The sequence below is a fragment of the Rhodospira trueperi genome (assembly GCF_900101965.1).
In the GTDB taxonomy this organism is placed as follows: domain Bacteria; phylum Pseudomonadota; class Alphaproteobacteria; order Rhodospirillales; family Rhodospirillaceae; genus Rhodospira; species Rhodospira trueperi.
Genome location: NZ_FNAP01000009.1, coordinates 130197 through 146488 on the forward strand (window position 1 = coordinate 130197; position 16292 = coordinate 146488).

15 protein-coding genes and 2 tRNA genes are annotated in these 16292 nt (G+C 57.3%); 8 read left to right on the forward strand and 9 right to left on the reverse strand.

Going from position 1 to position 16292, the window contains the following annotated elements:
* Positions 1 to 19: 19 nt before the first annotated feature.
* Positions 20 to 1516, reverse strand: a complete 1497-nt coding sequence (gene ccoG, locus BLS85_RS12715) for a cytochrome c oxidase accessory protein CcoG (RefSeq protein WP_092786865.1) — start codon at positions 1514 to 1516, stop codon at positions 20 to 22.
* A gap of 288 nt (positions 1517 to 1804) precedes the next feature.
* On the opposite strand from ccoG, the gene BLS85_RS12720 reads away from it, so the two are divergent.
* From BLS85_RS12720 to BLS85_RS12730, 3 genes are all read left to right on the forward strand, one after another.
* Positions 1805 to 2545 (forward strand): TIGR00266 family protein, encoded by a 741-nt coding sequence (locus tag BLS85_RS12720; protein ID WP_092786867.1) that lies wholly within the window; start codon positions 1805 to 1807, stop codon positions 2543 to 2545.
* Positions 2546 to 2752: 207 nt separating this feature from the next.
* Positions 2753 to 3022 (forward strand): hypothetical protein, encoded by a 270-nt coding sequence (locus tag BLS85_RS12725; protein ID WP_143027179.1) that lies wholly within the window; start codon positions 2753 to 2755, stop codon positions 3020 to 3022.
* Positions 3023 to 3099: 77 nt separating this feature from the next.
* Positions 3100 to 3175, forward strand: a tRNA-Thr gene (locus BLS85_RS12730).
* Between the two features lie 120 nt (positions 3176 to 3295).
* Here BLS85_RS12730 and BLS85_RS12735 read toward each other — a convergent pair.
* From BLS85_RS12735 to BLS85_RS18755, 3 genes are all read right to left on the reverse strand, one after another.
* Complete coding sequence (locus tag BLS85_RS12735; RefSeq protein WP_092786870.1) at positions 3296 to 3901, reverse strand: recombinase family protein; 606 nt, start codon at positions 3899 to 3901, stop codon at positions 3296 to 3298.
* A gap of 1 nt (position 3902) precedes the next feature.
* Positions 3903 to 4256, reverse strand: coding sequence for a DUF3768 domain-containing protein (locus BLS85_RS12740; RefSeq protein WP_092786872.1), 354 nt, complete (start codon positions 4254 to 4256; stop codon positions 3903 to 3905).
* Between the two features lie 218 nt (positions 4257 to 4474).
* A complete protein-coding gene (locus BLS85_RS18755) occupies positions 4475 to 5206 on the reverse strand; it encodes a hypothetical protein (RefSeq protein WP_143027180.1) in 732 nt (243 codons plus the stop codon).
* A gap of 222 nt (positions 5207 to 5428) precedes the next feature.
* Between BLS85_RS18755 and BLS85_RS12750 the strand changes: the two genes are divergently transcribed.
* Together BLS85_RS12750 and BLS85_RS12755 are read left to right on the forward strand one after the other, a co-directional pair.
* Positions 5429 to 6772, forward strand: coding sequence for a DNA cytosine methyltransferase (locus BLS85_RS12750; protein ID WP_218128405.1), 1344 nt, complete (start codon positions 5429 to 5431; stop codon positions 6770 to 6772).
* Positions 6735 to 7802, forward strand: a complete 1068-nt coding sequence (locus tag BLS85_RS12755) for a hypothetical protein (RefSeq protein ID WP_092786876.1) — start codon at positions 6735 to 6737, stop codon at positions 7800 to 7802. The genes BLS85_RS12750 and BLS85_RS12755 overlap by 38 nt, the downstream gene beginning before the upstream one ends.
* 1234 nt (positions 7803 to 9036) lie before the next feature.
* Here the strand turns inward: BLS85_RS12755 and BLS85_RS12760 are convergent.
* The 3 genes from BLS85_RS12760 to BLS85_RS18765 all read right to left on the reverse strand — a co-directional run bounded on the left by BLS85_RS12760 (position 9037) and on the right by BLS85_RS18765 (position 12799).
* Positions 9037 to 10695: a DUF927 domain-containing protein gene (locus BLS85_RS12760; RefSeq protein WP_092786878.1), complete on the reverse strand. Its 1659-nt coding sequence runs from the start codon at positions 10693 to 10695 to the stop codon at positions 9037 to 9039.
* Between the two features lie 202 nt (positions 10696 to 10897).
* Positions 10898 to 11743, reverse strand: coding sequence for a hypothetical protein (locus tag BLS85_RS18760; RefSeq protein WP_143027181.1), 846 nt, complete (start codon positions 11741 to 11743; stop codon positions 10898 to 10900).
* Between the two features lie 258 nt (positions 11744 to 12001).
* A complete protein-coding gene (locus tag BLS85_RS18765) occupies positions 12002 to 12799 on the reverse strand; it encodes a hypothetical protein (protein ID WP_143027182.1) in 798 nt (265 codons plus the stop codon).
* Positions 12800 to 13104: 305 nt separating this feature from the next.
* On the opposite strand from BLS85_RS18765, the gene BLS85_RS12770 reads away from it, so the two are divergent.
* Positions 13105 to 13413: a helix-turn-helix transcriptional regulator gene (locus BLS85_RS12770; RefSeq protein WP_092786882.1), complete on the forward strand. Its 309-nt coding sequence runs from the start codon at positions 13105 to 13107 to the stop codon at positions 13411 to 13413.
* A gap of 871 nt (positions 13414 to 14284) precedes the next feature.
* Here BLS85_RS12770 and BLS85_RS12775 read toward each other — a convergent pair.
* Complete coding sequence (locus tag BLS85_RS12775) at positions 14285 to 15487, reverse strand: tyrosine-type recombinase/integrase (protein WP_092786884.1); 1203 nt, start codon at positions 15485 to 15487, stop codon at positions 14285 to 14287.
* A 210-nt stretch (positions 15488 to 15697) separates the two neighbouring features.
* On the opposite strand from BLS85_RS12775, the gene BLS85_RS19135 reads away from it, so the two are divergent.
* Positions 15698 to 15760: transfer RNA gene (locus BLS85_RS19135), tRNA-OTHER, on the forward strand.
* 14 nt (positions 15761 to 15774) lie between these two features.
* Here the strand turns inward: BLS85_RS19135 and BLS85_RS12780 are convergent.
* Entirely contained in the window at positions 15775 to 16092 is a 318-nt protein-coding gene (locus tag BLS85_RS12780; RefSeq protein ID WP_143027183.1) for a hypothetical protein, read from the reverse strand.
* On the opposite strand from BLS85_RS12780, the gene BLS85_RS19630 reads away from it, so the two are divergent.
* A complete protein-coding gene (locus BLS85_RS19630; RefSeq protein ID WP_281242542.1) occupies positions 16082 to 16216 on the forward strand; it encodes a hypothetical protein in 135 nt (44 codons plus the stop codon). The genes BLS85_RS12780 and BLS85_RS19630 overlap by 11 nt on opposite strands.
* Positions 16217 to 16292 lie beyond the last annotated feature (76 nt).

The window sequence follows — 16292 nt, forward strand, 5'->3', positions numbered from 1 at the left end:
CCCGGCCGCGCGCCGTGCCTCACCGTGCCGGGGCGTTGAAGTTGGCGGACTGGGTAACGGACTCGCCGGTCGCCTCATCCTCCACCCGGAACGTGAACGGGGTGGCCGCGCCGTCCAGCCGCTCCGGTGGCGCCGACACGTAGACGCGGAACGTCCCCACGCTGTCCCCGGCGACCGCCAGCCGGGCGGTGCGCGGATCGTCTGCCACCGTATCGTACCCGACGATGGTCATGGCGGCGTCCGGCAAGCCCTCGACCGCCACCGTGAACATGGTGTCCACCCGCTCCATGTTGAGGATCTTAACGGTGTAGCCGTTCCGGATGGAGCCATCCGAAAGTTGGACGTAGAGCGGACTGCGCTCGGCCAGGATGTTCACCTCCAGGCGCGACCGGGTCATCAGCGCCGTGGCCATCACCGCGATGGCCACGGTCAGGGCCACCGTGTAGATGACGGTGCGCGGCCGCAGCCAGCGAATGGAAACCGGCTCTCCCTGCGCCCGGCGGGCCTGATTCTTGACCGAGTCGAAGCGCACCAGTCCGCGCGGCAGGTTGAACCGGTCCATGATGCTGTCGCAGGCATCGGCGCACAGCCCGCAGCCGATGCAGGCGAGCTGGGTGCCCTTGCGGATGTCGACGCCCGTGGGGCAGGCCTGGACGCACAGGGTGCAGTCCACGCAGTGCCCGCGCTGGCTGAAATCCTCGGTCTTGCGGGCCTTGCCGCGCGGCTCGCCGCGCCAGTCCTCGTAGGTAACGATCAGCGACTCGTCGTCCATCATCGCCGACTGGAAACGCGCGTAGGGGCACATGTAGATGCACACCTGTTCGCGGGCGTAACCGGCCAGCAGGAAGCAGAACCCGCCGACCACGGCGATGGTCCCATACGGGGCCATGCCGACCTGCAGCGTCAGGATGTCCACCAGAAAGGCCGGCGTGTTGCCGAAGTACAGCGTGAAGCCTAACCCCACCAGCAGCCCCATGAGCAGCCAGACCAGGGTCTTGGCCGTCTTCAGGCCGAGCTTGCGCGCCGTCAGCCGGCCCCGGTCCAGGCGCATGCGGTCGCTGCGCTCGCCCTCGATGGCCCGTTCAACGGCCACGAACAGATCCGTGAACACGGTCTGGAAGCAGGCAAAGCCGCACCAGACCCGTCCCAGCAGCGCGGTGGCGAAGAACAGAAGGATGGCCATCAGCACCAGGATGCCGGTGAGGTAGTAGACCTCCTGCGGCCAGATCTCGATGGCGAAGAAGTAGGCCTTGCGCCCCGGCATGTCGATCAGGATGGCCTGATCGGGCGCGTCGGGTCCCCGGTCCCAGCGCAACCACGGGCCGACGAAGAAAATCGACAGCAGAACCCAGTTGGTGATCGTCTTGATCCGGCGGAACCGCCCCTGAACGCGGCGCGGATAGACCTTTTCGTAATCACCGTAGAGGGATGTCTTCCGGGGTTTCCCGTCGGACCCGCCGTCGGTCTGGACCGGCCTTTCGGTCGGCGCCCCGGCCACTCCGTGCGTTGCCGTCATGGTTTCGCGCCTCTTTGCCAGTGGCGAACCGCAACCCCTTCCGTTCCGAGGGCGCGACGTCCGTTGGGTCAGGCTGTTACGCTCGCATGGCCCGCCCCACATTGATGTCGATCAAATCTTGCCCGCAACCAACGAATATGCGGCGGCCCGGGTCCGCACCGTAGGCACATTTTCCGGGACCCCGCCGACGCGCCGTGTATCATCATGGCCCCCGGGGCATCGGGCGCCGTTTCCGGCCCACCAGACCCACCGCCCCGTTCTGCACGCACGACGCAGGGAGCTTTCAACATGGATTACAATATCACCCACGGCCCAGCCTTTGCGCTCCTGGAAATGGATCTCTCCGAGGGAGAGCAGGTGCAGTGCGAATCCGGCGCCATGGTCAGCATGTCGACCACCCTGACCCTGGAGACCAGCATGGGCGGCAAGAGCGGCGGCGGTTTCCTGGGCCGGGCCGTGGGGGCTCTGTCGCGCTCGGCGCTGGGCGGGGAGAGTTTCTTCATCACTCATATCACCGCCAGTGACGGCCCCGGCCATCTCGCCCTGGCGCCGACGACCCTCGGCGACATCAGCGACACGGAGGTTGACGAGTCCACGTCGCTGATCCTCCAGGGCGGATCGTTCCTGGCCGCCGCGCCGGGTGTGCAGATCGACACCTCGTGGGGCGGCCGGCACGGCATCTTCGGCGGCGAGGGCCCCTTCATGCTGAAGGCCACCGGCAGCGGCACCCTGTTCATGGCCAGCTTCGGTGCCATCGTGCGGCGCGATCTGGCCCCCGGCGAACGCTTCGTCGTGGACAGCGGCCACATGGTCGCGTTTCAGGAAGGCATGGGGCTCGATACCCGCATGGTCGCCGGCGCCGGCGGGTTCTTCAAGCGCATGGTCACCAGTGCGACCAGCGGCGAGGGCCTGGTCATGGAATTCACCGGTCCCGGCCCGGTTTGGATGCAGACCCGCAACGCCGATGCCTTCGCCGGCTGGATCAAGAATCTCATCCCGTCCCTGAAAAACACATCCAGCGGCCAGTGAGACGGGCCGGCGTTTCCGATGGGGTGTCTTGGTGGTCCCGTATCTTCGGGCAGGCGCCGACGTGGGGAACCACCAAGACCCAAAGACACCAAGGCGGCGACGTGAAACCAGCTGGGCGGCGTACCCCGGCAACAGGTGAGCCGAAAACCGGCTGATTGAGTCGCCCTTCAGGGCCGGCAAGCGGTATCCACGGCACCCCTCCAGGGCGTGGCGGTCGAACGCACCCTGCGGACCATGTCCGGCGGGTCGATCAGGATCAGGATCAGGAGGGGCGCGGCGACGGAAGCGCAGGCGGATGGCGAAGTCATCTTTGCCAAGCTGTTTGATGGCCTTGGCGAAGGGGGCCGTTTACAGCCTGGGGCGTTCGGTGTCGGTGCGCCATGCGCCGCAGCCCATGGCGAGCAGGACGCCCAGCGTGCCGACGGCGACGGAACGATCATGCCGGGACGTCTGGCCAACACCGGTGCGACACGATAGACTGATGAGGATCAAAGCTAAGGTTGGAAGCGCCGAATCGGCACAATCAGAACGTTTGCCGCGCCGCACGTTGTTATGCCCTTGTAGCTCAACTGGTAGAGCACCTGATTTGTAATCAGGGGGTTGCGGGTTCAAGTCCTGCCGGGGGCACCAGTTTTTTCAAGGGGTTAGGCCATATCGCCTAGCCCCTTTTTTCATGCCAGCAACCACATAGCAACCACCCGAAAAGCGATAGGTAGGGTAACTCAGCGTGATGGATGGTGCTTTCAGCCGTCACACCACGTCGCTGTCCATGCCGGCGCGAAGCCGCTGAACCACGCTCACCCCGACCCCGTGCTTGGCGGCGATTTTTCTGATGCCCATGCTCCCGGCCCTCAGGTCGGCCTTGATGGCCAGTTCGGTGGTCGAGGGGGTTCGGGGCCGCCCCAGGCGCTTGCCCTGCGCCCTGGCCCTCGCAAGGCCCGCCTGAACACGCTCCCTGATCATGGCACGCTCAAACTCGGCGAACACCCCCAGCATTTGGAACATGGCCTTGCCGCTGGGTGTGGTGGTGTCGATACCCTGTTGATGCAGGTACAGGTGAGTGCCGCTGGCGTGCAGGTCACCGAGGAAGGCCACCAGGTCCTGCAGGCTTCGCCCCAGGCGGTCGACGGACCATGCCATCACGATGTCGAAGCGGCGTCGGGCCGCGTCACGGCAAAGCCGGTCGAACTCAGGGCGCTTGTCACGGCCCTTGGCCCCGCTGATGCCGGCATCCTCATACACCCCGATGATCGACCACCCGCACCGTGCCGCCACGGCCTCCAGTTCAAGGCGCTGGTTTTCGGTGGTTTGCCCGGTGGTGCTGACCCGCAGATACACGGCGGCGCGACGGCTCACCTCAGTACTCCTCGGCCAGCATGATGGTCATCACGCGGCAGGTCACGGCGGGGCTGGCGGGGTTGATCGAACGAGACTGCAGAGAGTGGTCGTAGTAGTCGATCTTCCAAAACACCCGATGCCCTCTGAATTGCAGGCTGCCGAAATCGTGCTCACCGTAGGGATCGTTGTTGGGGCCGAAATCGTCAAAGTCGGCAATGGTGCGCAGCAAGTCGCCAAGGTCGCTGCCGAAAAGGGCGTGAACGCCACGCGTGGCCACGATGCGGCCGCCGGTGCGGGTTCGGCGCAGGCGGTCGTTGAGCAGCCGAATCTGGTCGAGTTTCGGGTTTTCGGGGTTTGGCGCTGAGGGGTTCATTGACGGTCTCCTTGGCTGGTGAGCGAACACGCGAAAGGGCGCCGTCGCGACAGCGGCAGCGTTTCAACGGGTTGATGCTGTTGGTGGTCGGGTTCGGGCTTTCGTTCGGCGGCGCCGGGAGGGCGTTTTCAGGGGCCGCTTGAACGGGCCGCGTCGATGACCGGCGGGTCAGTGGCGGCAGGCAGGGTCAGGGTTCACGGCATACAGGCGGGCGCCCTTCAGCCCTCAGCCTCGAGCGTTTTGGCCATGACGGCGGTAATGTCGTGCATGGTGCCCCGGCGGAACTTTCGCTTGCGAATGCGGGCAAGGCGCCTGTCCATGAGGGTGACCAGGGGCGATTCGGGGGTGTGGGCCATCAGCTGGTCAAGCAGGCCGAACCACATGGCGACGTCGCTTTCCTGGTCGGTGTTGGGTTCATCGGGCGTGCCCGCGTCGATGTCGATCCACCAGGGCTCGCCGGCCTTGTCGATGATCACGTTGTAGCCGTGTTCGAAGTCACCGGCGGCCAGCCCTGTGTCATGAACGGCGGCCAGCTTCGCTGCCATGGCGTGGAGAATGCCGAGGGCCTTGTTCGGCGACCATGAACCGCGCCGCCATCTGCCCGGGGCCAACAAGTCAACCAGGGGCTTTCCCTCAACGTAGCCCAACACCAAGTAAGCAAAAGTACCGAGTTTATCGTGGTGCCAAGTGCCTATTCGGTGGTACGGGGGAGTACTGTTGGCTCGATGCAGCCTGTCGAAGGTAAATGCTACGTGGCCAATGTGTTCGTATTCAATGTCGGCTTCATGGAACAGCTTGAGCCGACGGGGTAAGTTGCTGTGCCTTTCTGTGACGAGGTAGCTGCCGCAACTTTCGTAGCCACAACCAAGGTATTTTTTGACCCTGAAGCCTGGGGGCGAAGTGCCCGAACTCAACCGCAGGCCCACGGGCTCACCACGTAAGCTTTTCATGCTTCAGCCTTTTCACCGGGTTTCAGAGGACTTCGCGAACCGTTTTGCGTGCAAGCCTATCACAAAAACCCGCTTTCGTACATACAAATGCAACTTGCCAGAACATAAAACGAACACTACCCTGCTATGAGGTCGCCTGCCGAGCAACAACCTACGTCGGCCTATCCATACTTATTGCCGTATTACCGGCGACACACCGCTTTCACGGGCATGCAGCACCAAATGAAAGTAGTTGACCTATTTTGCGGCGCAGGCGGCCTCTCCGAGGGCTTCAGGCAGGCGGGGTTTTCTATTGCCGCAGGCGCTGACAGCGATCCCGACGCGATGGCAACCTTTGCCCAGAACTTTCCAGAAGCCGAAGCGATCACCGGCAACCTAAGTGAACCCCTCGTTCAAGAACGCGTTTTGTCGCATGCACATCGCGCCTTCGTTGTGGTTGGCGGGCCGCCATGCCAAGCGTTTTCCCAGGTTCGAAACCATTCACGAGTTATCGATGACCCCAGGAACTCTCTATACAGAGAGTTTGTTAGCATACTCAAGAAAACGATTCCTCCCGTGTTCGCGATGGAAAACGTCACGGGAATTGAACAGATGGGGGTGCACAATCAGATACGAGAGGACCTTTCCATAGATGGCGAGTATAAGGTGTCTTATCAAATTGTAGACGCCGCTGACTTCGGTGTACCACAAACAAGGAAGCGTGTTATTTTCATTGGCGTACATCATAGCATGCGAATTGAAAACTCATTTCTGACTGGCTCAAATGTTACGAGCCTTTTAAGTATGTCTCGTCAAATTAAAAACGACCGCGTTATTTATCGCGTGTTGCACAACAACGATACATTTGGCGTTCAAGCATATCAGGATTTGAACAACCCTGAAAGCTTGCTAGCTGTTACGGTCTCTGACGCAATATCTGATCTGTCTAACCTTCCTGTCGGCAACCGAAACGACAGCATGGACTACAGAGAGCTTCCCGGACCAAGCAGCGCGTACCAGAAAATGATGCGGCAAGGGTGCGCTCAGCAAATCTCAAATGTGCAAGTACCTCGCATCAACTCTGACACAGTGCTGCGTTTGCGGGCTATACCTCAAGGAGGGAATTATCGCGACCTCGAAGGTGAGCTACTAAATCGTTATTTGACTGACCATCGTTGGGGACAGAGTAATGGGAGCGGAAAACTCTCACGCCGCCATTTTTACGCTTACAGACGGTTGCACCCGTCAATTTGGGCTTGGACGTTAAATACTAAAGCCGATTCAGTTTATCATTACAACGCTTATCGCGCCTTATCAGTAAGGGAGTTTGCACGAATACAATCATTTCCAGACCGGTTTGTATTCACTACTGATCCACGCTCAGGTCAACTTGAGGGGCGGCACCCAGGTGGCCCGGCTCATTCACGCTATAGGCAGGCCGGCAACGCCGTTCCCCCGCTTTTGGCGAAAAGACTGGCGCTTATGCTTGTTCAGGAGTTAAATGCTCGCAGCGATCTAAGGGCTGACAATTTCGGAACAGGTGAACCACATGGCGGCCTCGCAGCTCGGTGGGCAGCAGCTAGGTAACCCAAAAAACGCTTTCGGCGCCGAGAACCGAAACCGCCTGATTGAAGAGTACTTTGATCGACAATCAGTAAGCGAGCTTCGAACCCACGAGGCCTGGAAACATGTGTATCGTCTGCTGCTCTGGCCCGACCCAACAACTGGCCTAGCCCACTGCTACGAGAGCGACAAATGCCAGCCCGGTAAAAACTGGTACTCAAGGTCCCTCGCGTTCCATTCGTGGCTATCTGCGGCCCTTGGTTCAACTCCATTAGAGTTACCCAATGAGATCGACTGGCTCTTCAGACGGGCCGCTTCAGATTTGGCAGCCGACGTCGAACGAAGGACCCCGAGATTATTGGAAGCAGCCAAAAGGCAGATGGCCCCCTATTCGCATCAGAAATTTCCGATTGCAGGGGAAGACCCCAAGGTAATATCCATAGTCACGCAAGCGTTGGAGCAATATATTTCCGAATCTATTTCTGAAGAGTCCTGGAGACTGCTTACGTTGAACCTTCGTCAATACTACTCTCTGGAGAACAAGCGGAAAAATCTTGTCGGCGAAGGGTTCGAGGATGTTCTTGCACATGTTGCAAGAAGGACTTGCGAAAACCCAGCGCTTAATGTTGACGCAAGGCAAGTGCTTCACGATCTCCCTGGCTTTAACCGCCAGCGTCGCGGCGAAAAACCAAACAAGGTTGACTTGGTGGTGATGGGACGTAAAACGCGAACACTGGTTACTGCGAAATGGAGTATTAGGGCTGATCGCGAAAAACAGTTTACAACTGATTTTGACGACTATGTCGCCGCTGAGTCTGATGGTCGGCCTTTCCAGTATGTTTTGATTACCAATGAGTTTGATCCGGCGCGGCTAATGCGCGCATGCGAGAAACTGGTAAGTAACAATTATTTGTTCAATAACGTAATTCACATTAACACTGATGCGTTGGTCGCGACTTATGGGAACGCGCCTGAGGCATCAGCAGCCCGTGTCGTTAAACATATCAGTAACGGCCGGCTCGTTAGCCTCTCAAGATGGCTTCAGAGCCTCTGAATCGCATCGTCATGATTCCTCGACAATGTACTTGCAGTATTCATCCAAGCCATAGGAAAGCGTTCCCTCCCGTAGATGTTTTTTGGACCTCTCCACGCCGAACGCGTCGCTCATGCTTGTAGTCGAAGCATTTCGAGAGCCGGGCAACAAATTTGCGGCCGCTACGAAAATCACTTGTTTGCCGTACAGCCTGGAGGGTGTGATCCAAGGCGCGGAAAACCTGGTTTCGAGTCGGTCATTTTCAGGGGGGCTTTCGGTACACCCCGAACGAAGCGACGAACGGGCAGCTCGTTGCCCCCTGGTCCTCGGGCGGCGGCGATGCGGTCATACCTTATGAAACACGGCTCGCAATGGCACCTCACACATCATGCCCTGGGGGCAGCCTATCGCCGGTGGCAGACCTGCGGCGGCGACACCGATGCCCAGGCGGGCGACAACGGCACGGGCCTACGTTGACGGCCGACCTTTGCGACCGGCTGTGCTTGGGACCCGTATCAAGGTACCGGCTCGGTCCCTGACCAGGACTTCCATCCCCCAGGATTTGAGTGTGAGGGCCTCGTCAGAACGGGCGCCATACGAATCGTGATAAAAAATGCCCTTGGGCTGAAAGAACGCGAAGAGCCGAACCCAGTTTTTTATGCCCGTTCTCTGAAATGAACACAACAACGCCTCAACATCAATGCGGCCCGCGTTGTAATCATCAACCGCTTTTGATAAGCGACGGTCGGTGAACTCATCAAGCACATGCCCCCGCATCACTTTTCCCCCGATTGTCTGCGCCGTTTTTTACATGTGCAGTCCGATACTGTTCGTGTCGTTGGGGCGTTGCACGCGCTCATGGTCGCCGATTCATGCCCCCATCCGCAGCCCTGGTGCCGGTCAAAGCTCGCGCCGGCCAGTCGCGGCACGCCCACCGAGCAAGGTCAACCCGACCTACCGTGAACGCCGATGGTGGGCGTACTGTTGATGTCGTGGGCGCAACCCGGTTCAATGCCCTACTGACGAGCCCCCGAAAAAGCCGCCGCCCCTGCCGACTCACTTGAACACGATGATCGACAGGAACGACGGCTCTCCTCAGGTCGCGAAAAACAAAGAGGAGGTACGCCCACGAAGATACCCTATTGGCTGCGCCTATGCCACCTATAATGACGCGCTTGCGGCCTTGGCATCGAAATGGCGCACGCCACAGGGGCACTGCTTGACCGCACTGGCACTCAGGCCAAGCAACCTTGCGTCACTTATCAAGTATATGGCCGCGCACACAATACACCTGCGCCTGCTTTAGCGGTGGTGGGAATTTTCTATTCACTTGAAATCTGCCATTGTTCTGGTGGTGAAGTAGGCCGTGGTCGGCCAAATAATTTATCAGTTCGTGGTGTTTTATTCGGTGATCGACTATGGTGTCAATATGGGAACTATGAAACAGAAACTCTCTTTTACCATTTCTGTTTTTACGTGTAATACCTGGGGCACTCATAAGATCACTGTTTGTGAATCTGTCTGAAGTGAGCTTTCGTGAAGCTTTTTTAATGGCCTCCTTGTTTCTGCGTATGTAATCGCGGGTCAGTTTCACGGGGTTTGGTCGTTCGATTTCACTCGGGTCGACAAGCGTTTTGCGGCGCACAAAAACAACGGCGTTTCGTATTTTTTCAGGTGACCAAGTAAGAATGCCAAACTCTCTCGCAAGCCTAGCTGCCGCATAAATGGTGGCGAAGCGCTTGGAGATTCTGACTTCAGTTGGGCCTACAAAGTCACTTTGAACGAGGCTCATGAACTCGTAACGATACGCGGCTATTTTTTCGATAGTTTCGTTACGATTTGTCTGAAGGCGCTTCAATAGCCTTTCAACAAAGGTGACGCCCGCTGTGCCATAGTACCTCAAGGCTGCATCCCGCAAACTGTCAGCCAGAGAGCCGGCATCGGAATGACCATTCAGCGCCTCAAACACACCGAGCTCCTGGCCAGCATCGGCTTGCACGTCGATGAACCGCACCAGCTGACCCATGTTGACCGGCCTGTTGGCCAACTCGGCAATCTTCTGGAACGGCTGCTCGCTGCTGCTGAGTACCATCGTACACCAATGAAGTCGCTTACCGTCATCGGTGCGACGTGCCTTCTCCTCTCCCCCCGCCATTCGATGCGCTGCGCTGTAAACGACGTTCGCCGCCTCTTTCGATGCCGTGCTCATCGCCGTTTCATCGAGGGTAAGTAGTGTATGATTGTGCGCCGCTAGCGTTGCGTCCAACGCGTTATCGGTTGTCAGCCATGATTGGGAGAAGCCCTGCGTTGCGCCTTCCCCGGCAATCGACCGTTGACCGCCCCAAACGCTGCCTGCCACCACCAGTGCCGTCGTCTTGCCCGAACTGCTCGCGCCGACCAAGTTGATCACACCCGCTTCAAGCCCGAGAAGTGGCATGATAGGGCCTGCGAATGCCGCCATGATGGCCGTCATGACCAACCGATTGCCCTTGGCCAGCGGCAGCAGGTTGACCCGCCACTCCTGAAGACTGCCCGACTCTCCGAACCGGCTGTTCGCCGTAAACTCGGTACCGAGCCTCACCACCAGCTTTTCGGCGCCATCACCAATCACCCGATGCGGTAGAACGAAAGCCCCATCAGCGTGGCCGACTTGCGTTGCCACTCGCATTTCAGCGGTTGGGCATTGCTGTTCGATCCCCTTGAGAACGTTCCGGCGCGCACCTTCCGTTAGCGGCGGCGAATATCCCTCCTTGGCCAGCTGGGTCAGCAGTTGATTGGGGTGAGTTGACATAGGGATGGCAACCGTTCTGGTGACTTTCCTTGCATTCACGAACCTGAGCATCCGATAGGTGTTGCCGGCTTCATCGTAACCGGTGGCGATATAGGAGACATCGGGGTTGTGCGTTTTTGCCATGGTTCATACTCCAAGATTGAACGGGTGGGGTCGGTCAAAGTATACAAGGTATACAAAGTATACATCGTGAGGGGTGGTAGCCCTTGGCGGCAAATACCTGCCATAAATGCTCGTGCAGTGTTGTCATCATTTCAGTGTTGTCATCATTTCACACCTCATCACCGAGTAAATTACGTACATTCGTGTTAGGCTTTACCACCGTTCACGATGACAACGCCGTCAGGCGAAGTTCATTACCTCGGCGACGTAAGCCCATAAAAAACAGCTGGTCAGTCAAACCGATATCATTCAACCACGACAAATATTCAGAATGGCATGGTTCCCTGATTCTAGATCCCCGATTTCTCACGCTACCACTGTTATCCCAGTATCTATTTTTTTGAGGCCAGTATGATTTCATGATGTAGGAATACTGACTCACAGGATTTCGAATCGCCTGTACCTTTATGGGTCGGTAGATCATAGACGTTCGTTTATAGTGCTTGTTCCTCAGTGTTTTTTCAGCATCAGGAGTCAGCCCATCAACAATGAGGTGGAAGTGCAACCGCCAGAAGTTATTATCATCATCAAAATCACCATGAATAGCGGCAATTACGGTCGTAAAACCGGCACCGGCGCGTCGCAGTTGTTGCCTTAGCTGATCGATCATCTGTTTAGCTGATATTGTGTGAAGCTTACCAGCAGGAACCCGCCAATCTTCATGAATCAGGGTTACAGCTTTGAGGTTATTGAGGGTTGAAGGTGAGTCGATGGGCCATATCGTCGCCATTTGCTCGAAGAGCCATATGCGGGTGCGGCCCATGCAAACCGGGCAGGCCGGGCTCAGGCAGGGGGAGGATGGGTTGCAGCCCCCTATACGGTTCGCCACGGCAATGGCTTCCCTGCTGCCGTGCTTTCTGAGCATCTTCACCCTTCGCTGACGTTCGGCTTTGGCCTTCGCCCTGGTTTCGAAGCCCGTTTTGTTCGCCCCATCATCAGCTACAAGTAGCTTGGTGATGTTCAAGTGTGGTGGCGGGAATTTTGTGTTGTGGGGATTGAATACGGTCATGGTCGTTTCCTTTATAACGTGAGCGCCCGACCTTTGTGACGCTGGCTTCTGAGTGTTCGTGAACATACTATAACGCTTCATGTGGTGTTGCTTTTATGCCTCTGAATATGTTTTTTTTGAGTTGTACGGATTAGGCATAGCTCGGCCGCTGGCTGCTTTTGAAGCAAACCACGCTTAGGTACCGCTTTTATTCTTCACAACAGCAGCGAGCCGAGCTTTTTATTGCCGCTCAACTGTCACGTCTGTGACAGGTAATGCCTACTCATCCCAATCGTCATATTCATCATCGTTCGCGTCATTTAGTGTGTTTTCGCGAACAGTGTTTTTACGTCTCATGCTGGTTTTCTCTTTCTGATTGAGCGCTTTATTGTTAGGTCGTTCTTCTCCTTCATTACTTTTTTTACACGCCCCGTCAATTGGGAGGCAGTCAATGATAACAAAACTTCCATCGTTGTTTTTCCGGAATTGTACGGCAAAATACACTACGCCTGGGTCTTTAAAAGTGCTTTCGGCCTTTTTTGCCACTTGATCGTTTTCGAAGTTGCGAAACGGTATCGTGTGCTTTTTATTATTTTTTGGCTTCGATTTGGTGCGGGCGATTTTTGTTAAGCCGCGTTTCTTGATAGTATTATACACTTCTTCTGGTCTAACTTTTTCGTCCTGAAGGACATGGAGGCACTTCGCCCACTCGGATATTCTATTGGTGAACCGCTTGTTTTCTGGCCACCGTCTACAAAGCCCCTTGATGATTCGCGCCATAGGCAGGGTCGCTTTGTTGGCTTTAATTGGCTTGTCATTGAAGAGGATAAGTTCAAGCTTGCCGATTTCATTTTTATCTTTGGCTTTTTTGTATAGCGTATAAACGCCCTGCAGGAACCTGTATACGCAATCGTCGGCGAATGCGCCTGTCAGCAAGCTGATTCGGAATTGTTCCACGACGTCCTCGATATCGTTTTCGAGAGACCGGTTGTGACCCTTGACCGCAGGCGCTTCGGTCGTGCGGCCAGTTCGTTCGTCGTTGGTGCGCGGTGCTCGTTGTTTCGGTTTGGTGGTCATCGTCGTTCTCCAACATATCCGGTGACCGGATAACTGAGTTTGCCGTGGAACGTTGCGCGCACGCCATCGCGTTGCGTGCGGTTGTGCTTCGCTATGTGTGCGCACGCCTGTTCACGGTGTCAGCGGGTTGCTGACCAAGATCCTTTACTGAATTAGGGTCTGGGGTGCGCGATTTTTCACGAAATCGTGTAGCCCGTTGAATTGGCGTTGTTTTTTCAGTTTTCGAATCACTTACGTCGGGCTCGACGAGTGGCGAAGGCAAATGGGTAAAGGGAATTGCGGTATCAAATTTGAGGGACACCGCAATGTCTTCGAAAAACCCCATCGACGGAAAATGCGCACTCGGCGACATCGACGTCGAAGCCATCGTGAGAGACGTGGCACACAGCACTATCGCGGCGTTGGTCGCACGCAATTTCGACCGCTACCTCACTGAGCATGAGGTCGCGACGCGGTTCGGCCTCGAACCGAAGGCGCTTCAGAACTGGCGTCAAAAAGGGGGTGGCCCGCCGTACCGCAAATTCGGCAGTGCCGTGCGTTACGCGCTCAGCGATCTCATCGCTTTTGAAGATGCCGCGCTTCGCAAAAACACGAGCCAGCGTCCCGAACAGTAACCCTGGCAGCGTTCAGCGCTGCGGCAAACCGCGTGCACCAGACTTGGCGCTGGCATAGCTGATCGGCCTTGCCGGCGCTTTTTTTGCGCCCACTGAACCGGCGTTTCAATCAGGTTGAACCTTCGGCAACCAGCGTACTCCTGTTCTCAACGACAGGCACGGCTAGGCGGGCTCCACACGCGCCAACGATCAACCACCAAAGTCGCCGTCCCGAAAAGTTCTCGCCACGACACAAAGCCAGCAAAAAGCATTGAATGGCGTTGATGCCTTAGGTGCAGGTATAGATTATTGTTAGACTGCCCCACATCATGAGCTGTATTCGCTCCCAGTTTTGCTGCGTCGGCTCCAATGTTCGTTTTCATTTTTTATGAAATGCGAAAATCCATGCGAATATAGATCTATAACTTCATAAAGCTCATTGCAGCGAGGCCCCCGCCTTATTTCGTCTGTGCATGCGTTGATACCTGCCATCAAAAGAAAGCGGGGGTCGCCGCATTCAGCTGCTGTGATTAGTTTCAGGCGTATTCGTTCCGAAGGCTGGCAGCATTGGTGATCGCACTTTTTCATTTCGAAAAGCACACGAAGCATCCATGCATGCAATCGCGTTGCATCTGAGTGATCTACGTTCACTTGCTCTGCCCCAATACACGACCAATGCGCCTAACCGTATAGGACGTTGCTTTAAATTTGCAACACCCAATTGGGGGTATAGAATTGCATAGGGGGAGGGATGGCTAGGAAAAAAAATGAAGTATTTTTCAAATCGAGCAAAAATGCGTCAAAAATCGATGCCCGCATGTGTTTTCATGTAATAACGTTTATTGTAACTGGTAGAGGATCGCCTTTTTAATATTGGCTTGCTCGCTCTACCCTAGTTCTTATTTGCCTGCGGAATGTGAGTGCGCGCCATTGCCCCTGAAATCACGGCCCCAATACGATCAGCGGCAGCGAGGGCCGGGTCGATATCAACGTGGGCGTACCGGTGTGTGGTGCTGGCCTGGGTGTGACCGAGCAGTCGGCCGATGACCGGCAGGTTCATTCCCTGCGCAACGCCGATGCTGGCAGCTGTGTGGCGCAGGTCATGCAGCCGCACACCTTCAATGCCGGCCCGTTCGCAGATTCGCTTCCACGGCTTGGAAAGGTTGGTCAGGGGCTGACCGGCGAAGCGGCCTTCGATAACGAACCGAGTCTCAGGCTTGCTCAGCCGTTTCAGCTCATGCAACACCTCGACGGCAGCGGTGCTCAGGTATAGGGGCTTGCGCCCGGTCTTGCTATCAGGCAACGCGATGATGCGGCGGTCGATATCAACCCAAGCCCATTCAGCTGTCAGGATTTCATTGAGCCGCGCGCCTGTCAACAACAGCAGCTTGATGGCGGCCACCATGTGCGGTGTTTCGGTTTGGGCCTCAAGCCCGGCGTCAAGGGCCTCACCGAGCCGCCCTAATTCGTCGGCCGTAAGGTACCTTTCCCGGGACTGTTCTTTGTATCGCGGCACATGGCGGCAGGGGTTCGACCCATCAGGGCGCATATCCCAGCGTTCGGCGAGGTTGAACAGCTTCGACAGCAGCGCCAACACGCGGTTCGCTTGATATGGCCGGTCGGCCATTTCTTTGTGCAGGCCGAAAATGTCGTCGCGGCCTACGAGGTGAACCTTTTTTCGCGCCAATCGCGGGGCGATGTAGGCGCTCCACTTTTGGCGGTCGTCACTTTGCGAAGACTGCTTTTTTCGCGGCAGGTGGTCAGCCTCGTATCGTGCCCACAGCTCCTCCATGATCGGCGCTTCGCGAACAGCAAGCTTGTCGGCTTGCGGGTCAAGCCCGCGTGCGACGGCGGCCAGGACCTGTTGGGCCATGTCGCGGGCCTGCTCAAGCGTGACGGCGCCATGCGTGCCCAGGGTGAACCAGCGTTGCGGCGCCGACCGTCCCCCGCCATTGGCTCGGTATTTTACCAAGTAGCGGCGCTGGCCTGACGGCAGCACCTTGACCCCGAAGCCCGGCAACTGATCATCCCACAGGTATGTGGCCTTTGCGGGAACGGGCGCCCCTTCCACAACCCTCTTCGTCAACCTCGGCATATCGACCCCGGCGGTGGTTGCTGAGGTTTCAGCCTACCCCATCGCCAAGGGGACAGCAACCACGCAGCAACCACGCGACAGGGTATTCCAGGGTGTTGTATGGTAACGGGGCGGTGTGGGTTGCTGGCTGCCGCCACGCCAAAACGTGTTGTTGTTGAGTACGTTATGGTGTTCGGTGGGGCTTGAGGGGTGGCTGTGGCATGATTCCAAGTATGGTTTGTAGACTGATTTGTAATCAGGGGGTTGCGGGTTCAAGTCCTGCCGGGGGCACCAGTTAAATCAAGGCCTTAGCCGATATCGGCTGAGGCCTTGTTCTTTTCGGGGAAGCGCCGGGGAAGCAGCGTACGGGGAAAACCAGCGCACTCCGGCACCGCGTTTCCCAGGACCCGGACAATCCAAATGTGATCGTCGGTGCCGGTGCCCTGCCCGGCCAACCCGTGACCGACTTGCAAAAACCGTGGCGTCGTATCCGCGCGAAAGCCGGCCTCGACGGCGGGCGCATCCGTGACCTGCGTCATACGTGCGCGTCGAACGCGGTCATGAAAGGCATGAGCCTTCCCATGGTGGGAAAGCTGCTGGGGTATACGCAGATCCATGACGAGCATGCGGTACGCGCACCTTGCCGACGATCCCGTACGCGCGGCGGCCGAACAGGTGTCCGACGCCCTGTCCATGGCCATGAGCCCGTCACCGACGGACGGCAAGGCGAAGCTCCGCGTCGTCAAGTAGGCCCGCGTCATTGGCGGTACGTATGGGGCGCGGGACTTTCGCGCCCAAGAGCCTATGTACATAGGGGCCATTTTCC

What these genes read in the sequence shown, in the direction of transcription:
- ccoG (WP_092786865.1), bottom strand. Translation starts at nt 1,516, where the DNA reads ATGACGGCAACGCACGGAGTGGCCGGGGCGCCGACCGAAAGGCCGGTC.
- BLS85_RS12720 (WP_092786867.1), top strand. Translation starts at nt 1,805, where the DNA reads ATGGATTACAATATCACCCACGGCCCAGCCTTTGCGCTCCTGGAAATG.
- BLS85_RS12740 (WP_092786872.1), bottom strand. Translation starts at nt 4,256, where the DNA reads ATGAACCCCTCAGCGCCAAACCCCGAAAACCCGAAACTCGACCAGATT.
- BLS85_RS18755 (WP_143027180.1), bottom strand. Translation starts at nt 5,206, where the DNA reads ATGAAAAGCTTACGTGGTGAGCCCGTGGGCCTGCGGTTGAGTTCGGGC.
- BLS85_RS12750 (WP_218128405.1), top strand. Translation starts at nt 5,429, where the DNA reads ATGAAAGTAGTTGACCTATTTTGCGGCGCAGGCGGCCTCTCCGAGGGC.
- BLS85_RS12755 (WP_092786876.1), top strand. Translation starts at nt 6,735, where the DNA reads ATGGCGGCCTCGCAGCTCGGTGGGCAGCAGCTAGGTAACCCAAAAAAC.
- BLS85_RS12760 (WP_092786878.1), bottom strand. Translation starts at nt 10,695, where the DNA reads ATGGCAAAAACGCACAACCCCGATGTCTCCTATATCGCCACCGGTTAC.
- BLS85_RS18760 (WP_143027181.1), bottom strand. Translation starts at nt 11,743, where the DNA reads ATGACCGTATTCAATCCCCACAACACAAAATTCCCGCCACCACACTTG.
- BLS85_RS18765 (WP_143027182.1), bottom strand. Translation starts at nt 12,799, where the DNA reads ATGACCACCAAACCGAAACAACGAGCACCGCGCACCAACGACGAACGA.
- BLS85_RS12770 (WP_092786882.1), top strand. Translation starts at nt 13,105, where the DNA reads ATGTCTTCGAAAAACCCCATCGACGGAAAATGCGCACTCGGCGACATC.
- BLS85_RS12775 (WP_092786884.1), bottom strand. Translation starts at nt 15,487, where the DNA reads ATGCCGAGGTTGACGAAGAGGGTTGTGGAAGGGGCGCCCGTTCCCGCA.
- BLS85_RS19630 (WP_281242542.1), top strand. Translation starts at nt 16,082, where the DNA reads ATGACGAGCATGCGGTACGCGCACCTTGCCGACGATCCCGTACGCGCG.
- BLS85_RS12780 (WP_143027183.1), bottom strand. Translation starts at nt 16,092, where the DNA reads ATGCTCGTCATGGATCTGCGTATACCCCAGCAGCTTTCCCACCATGGG.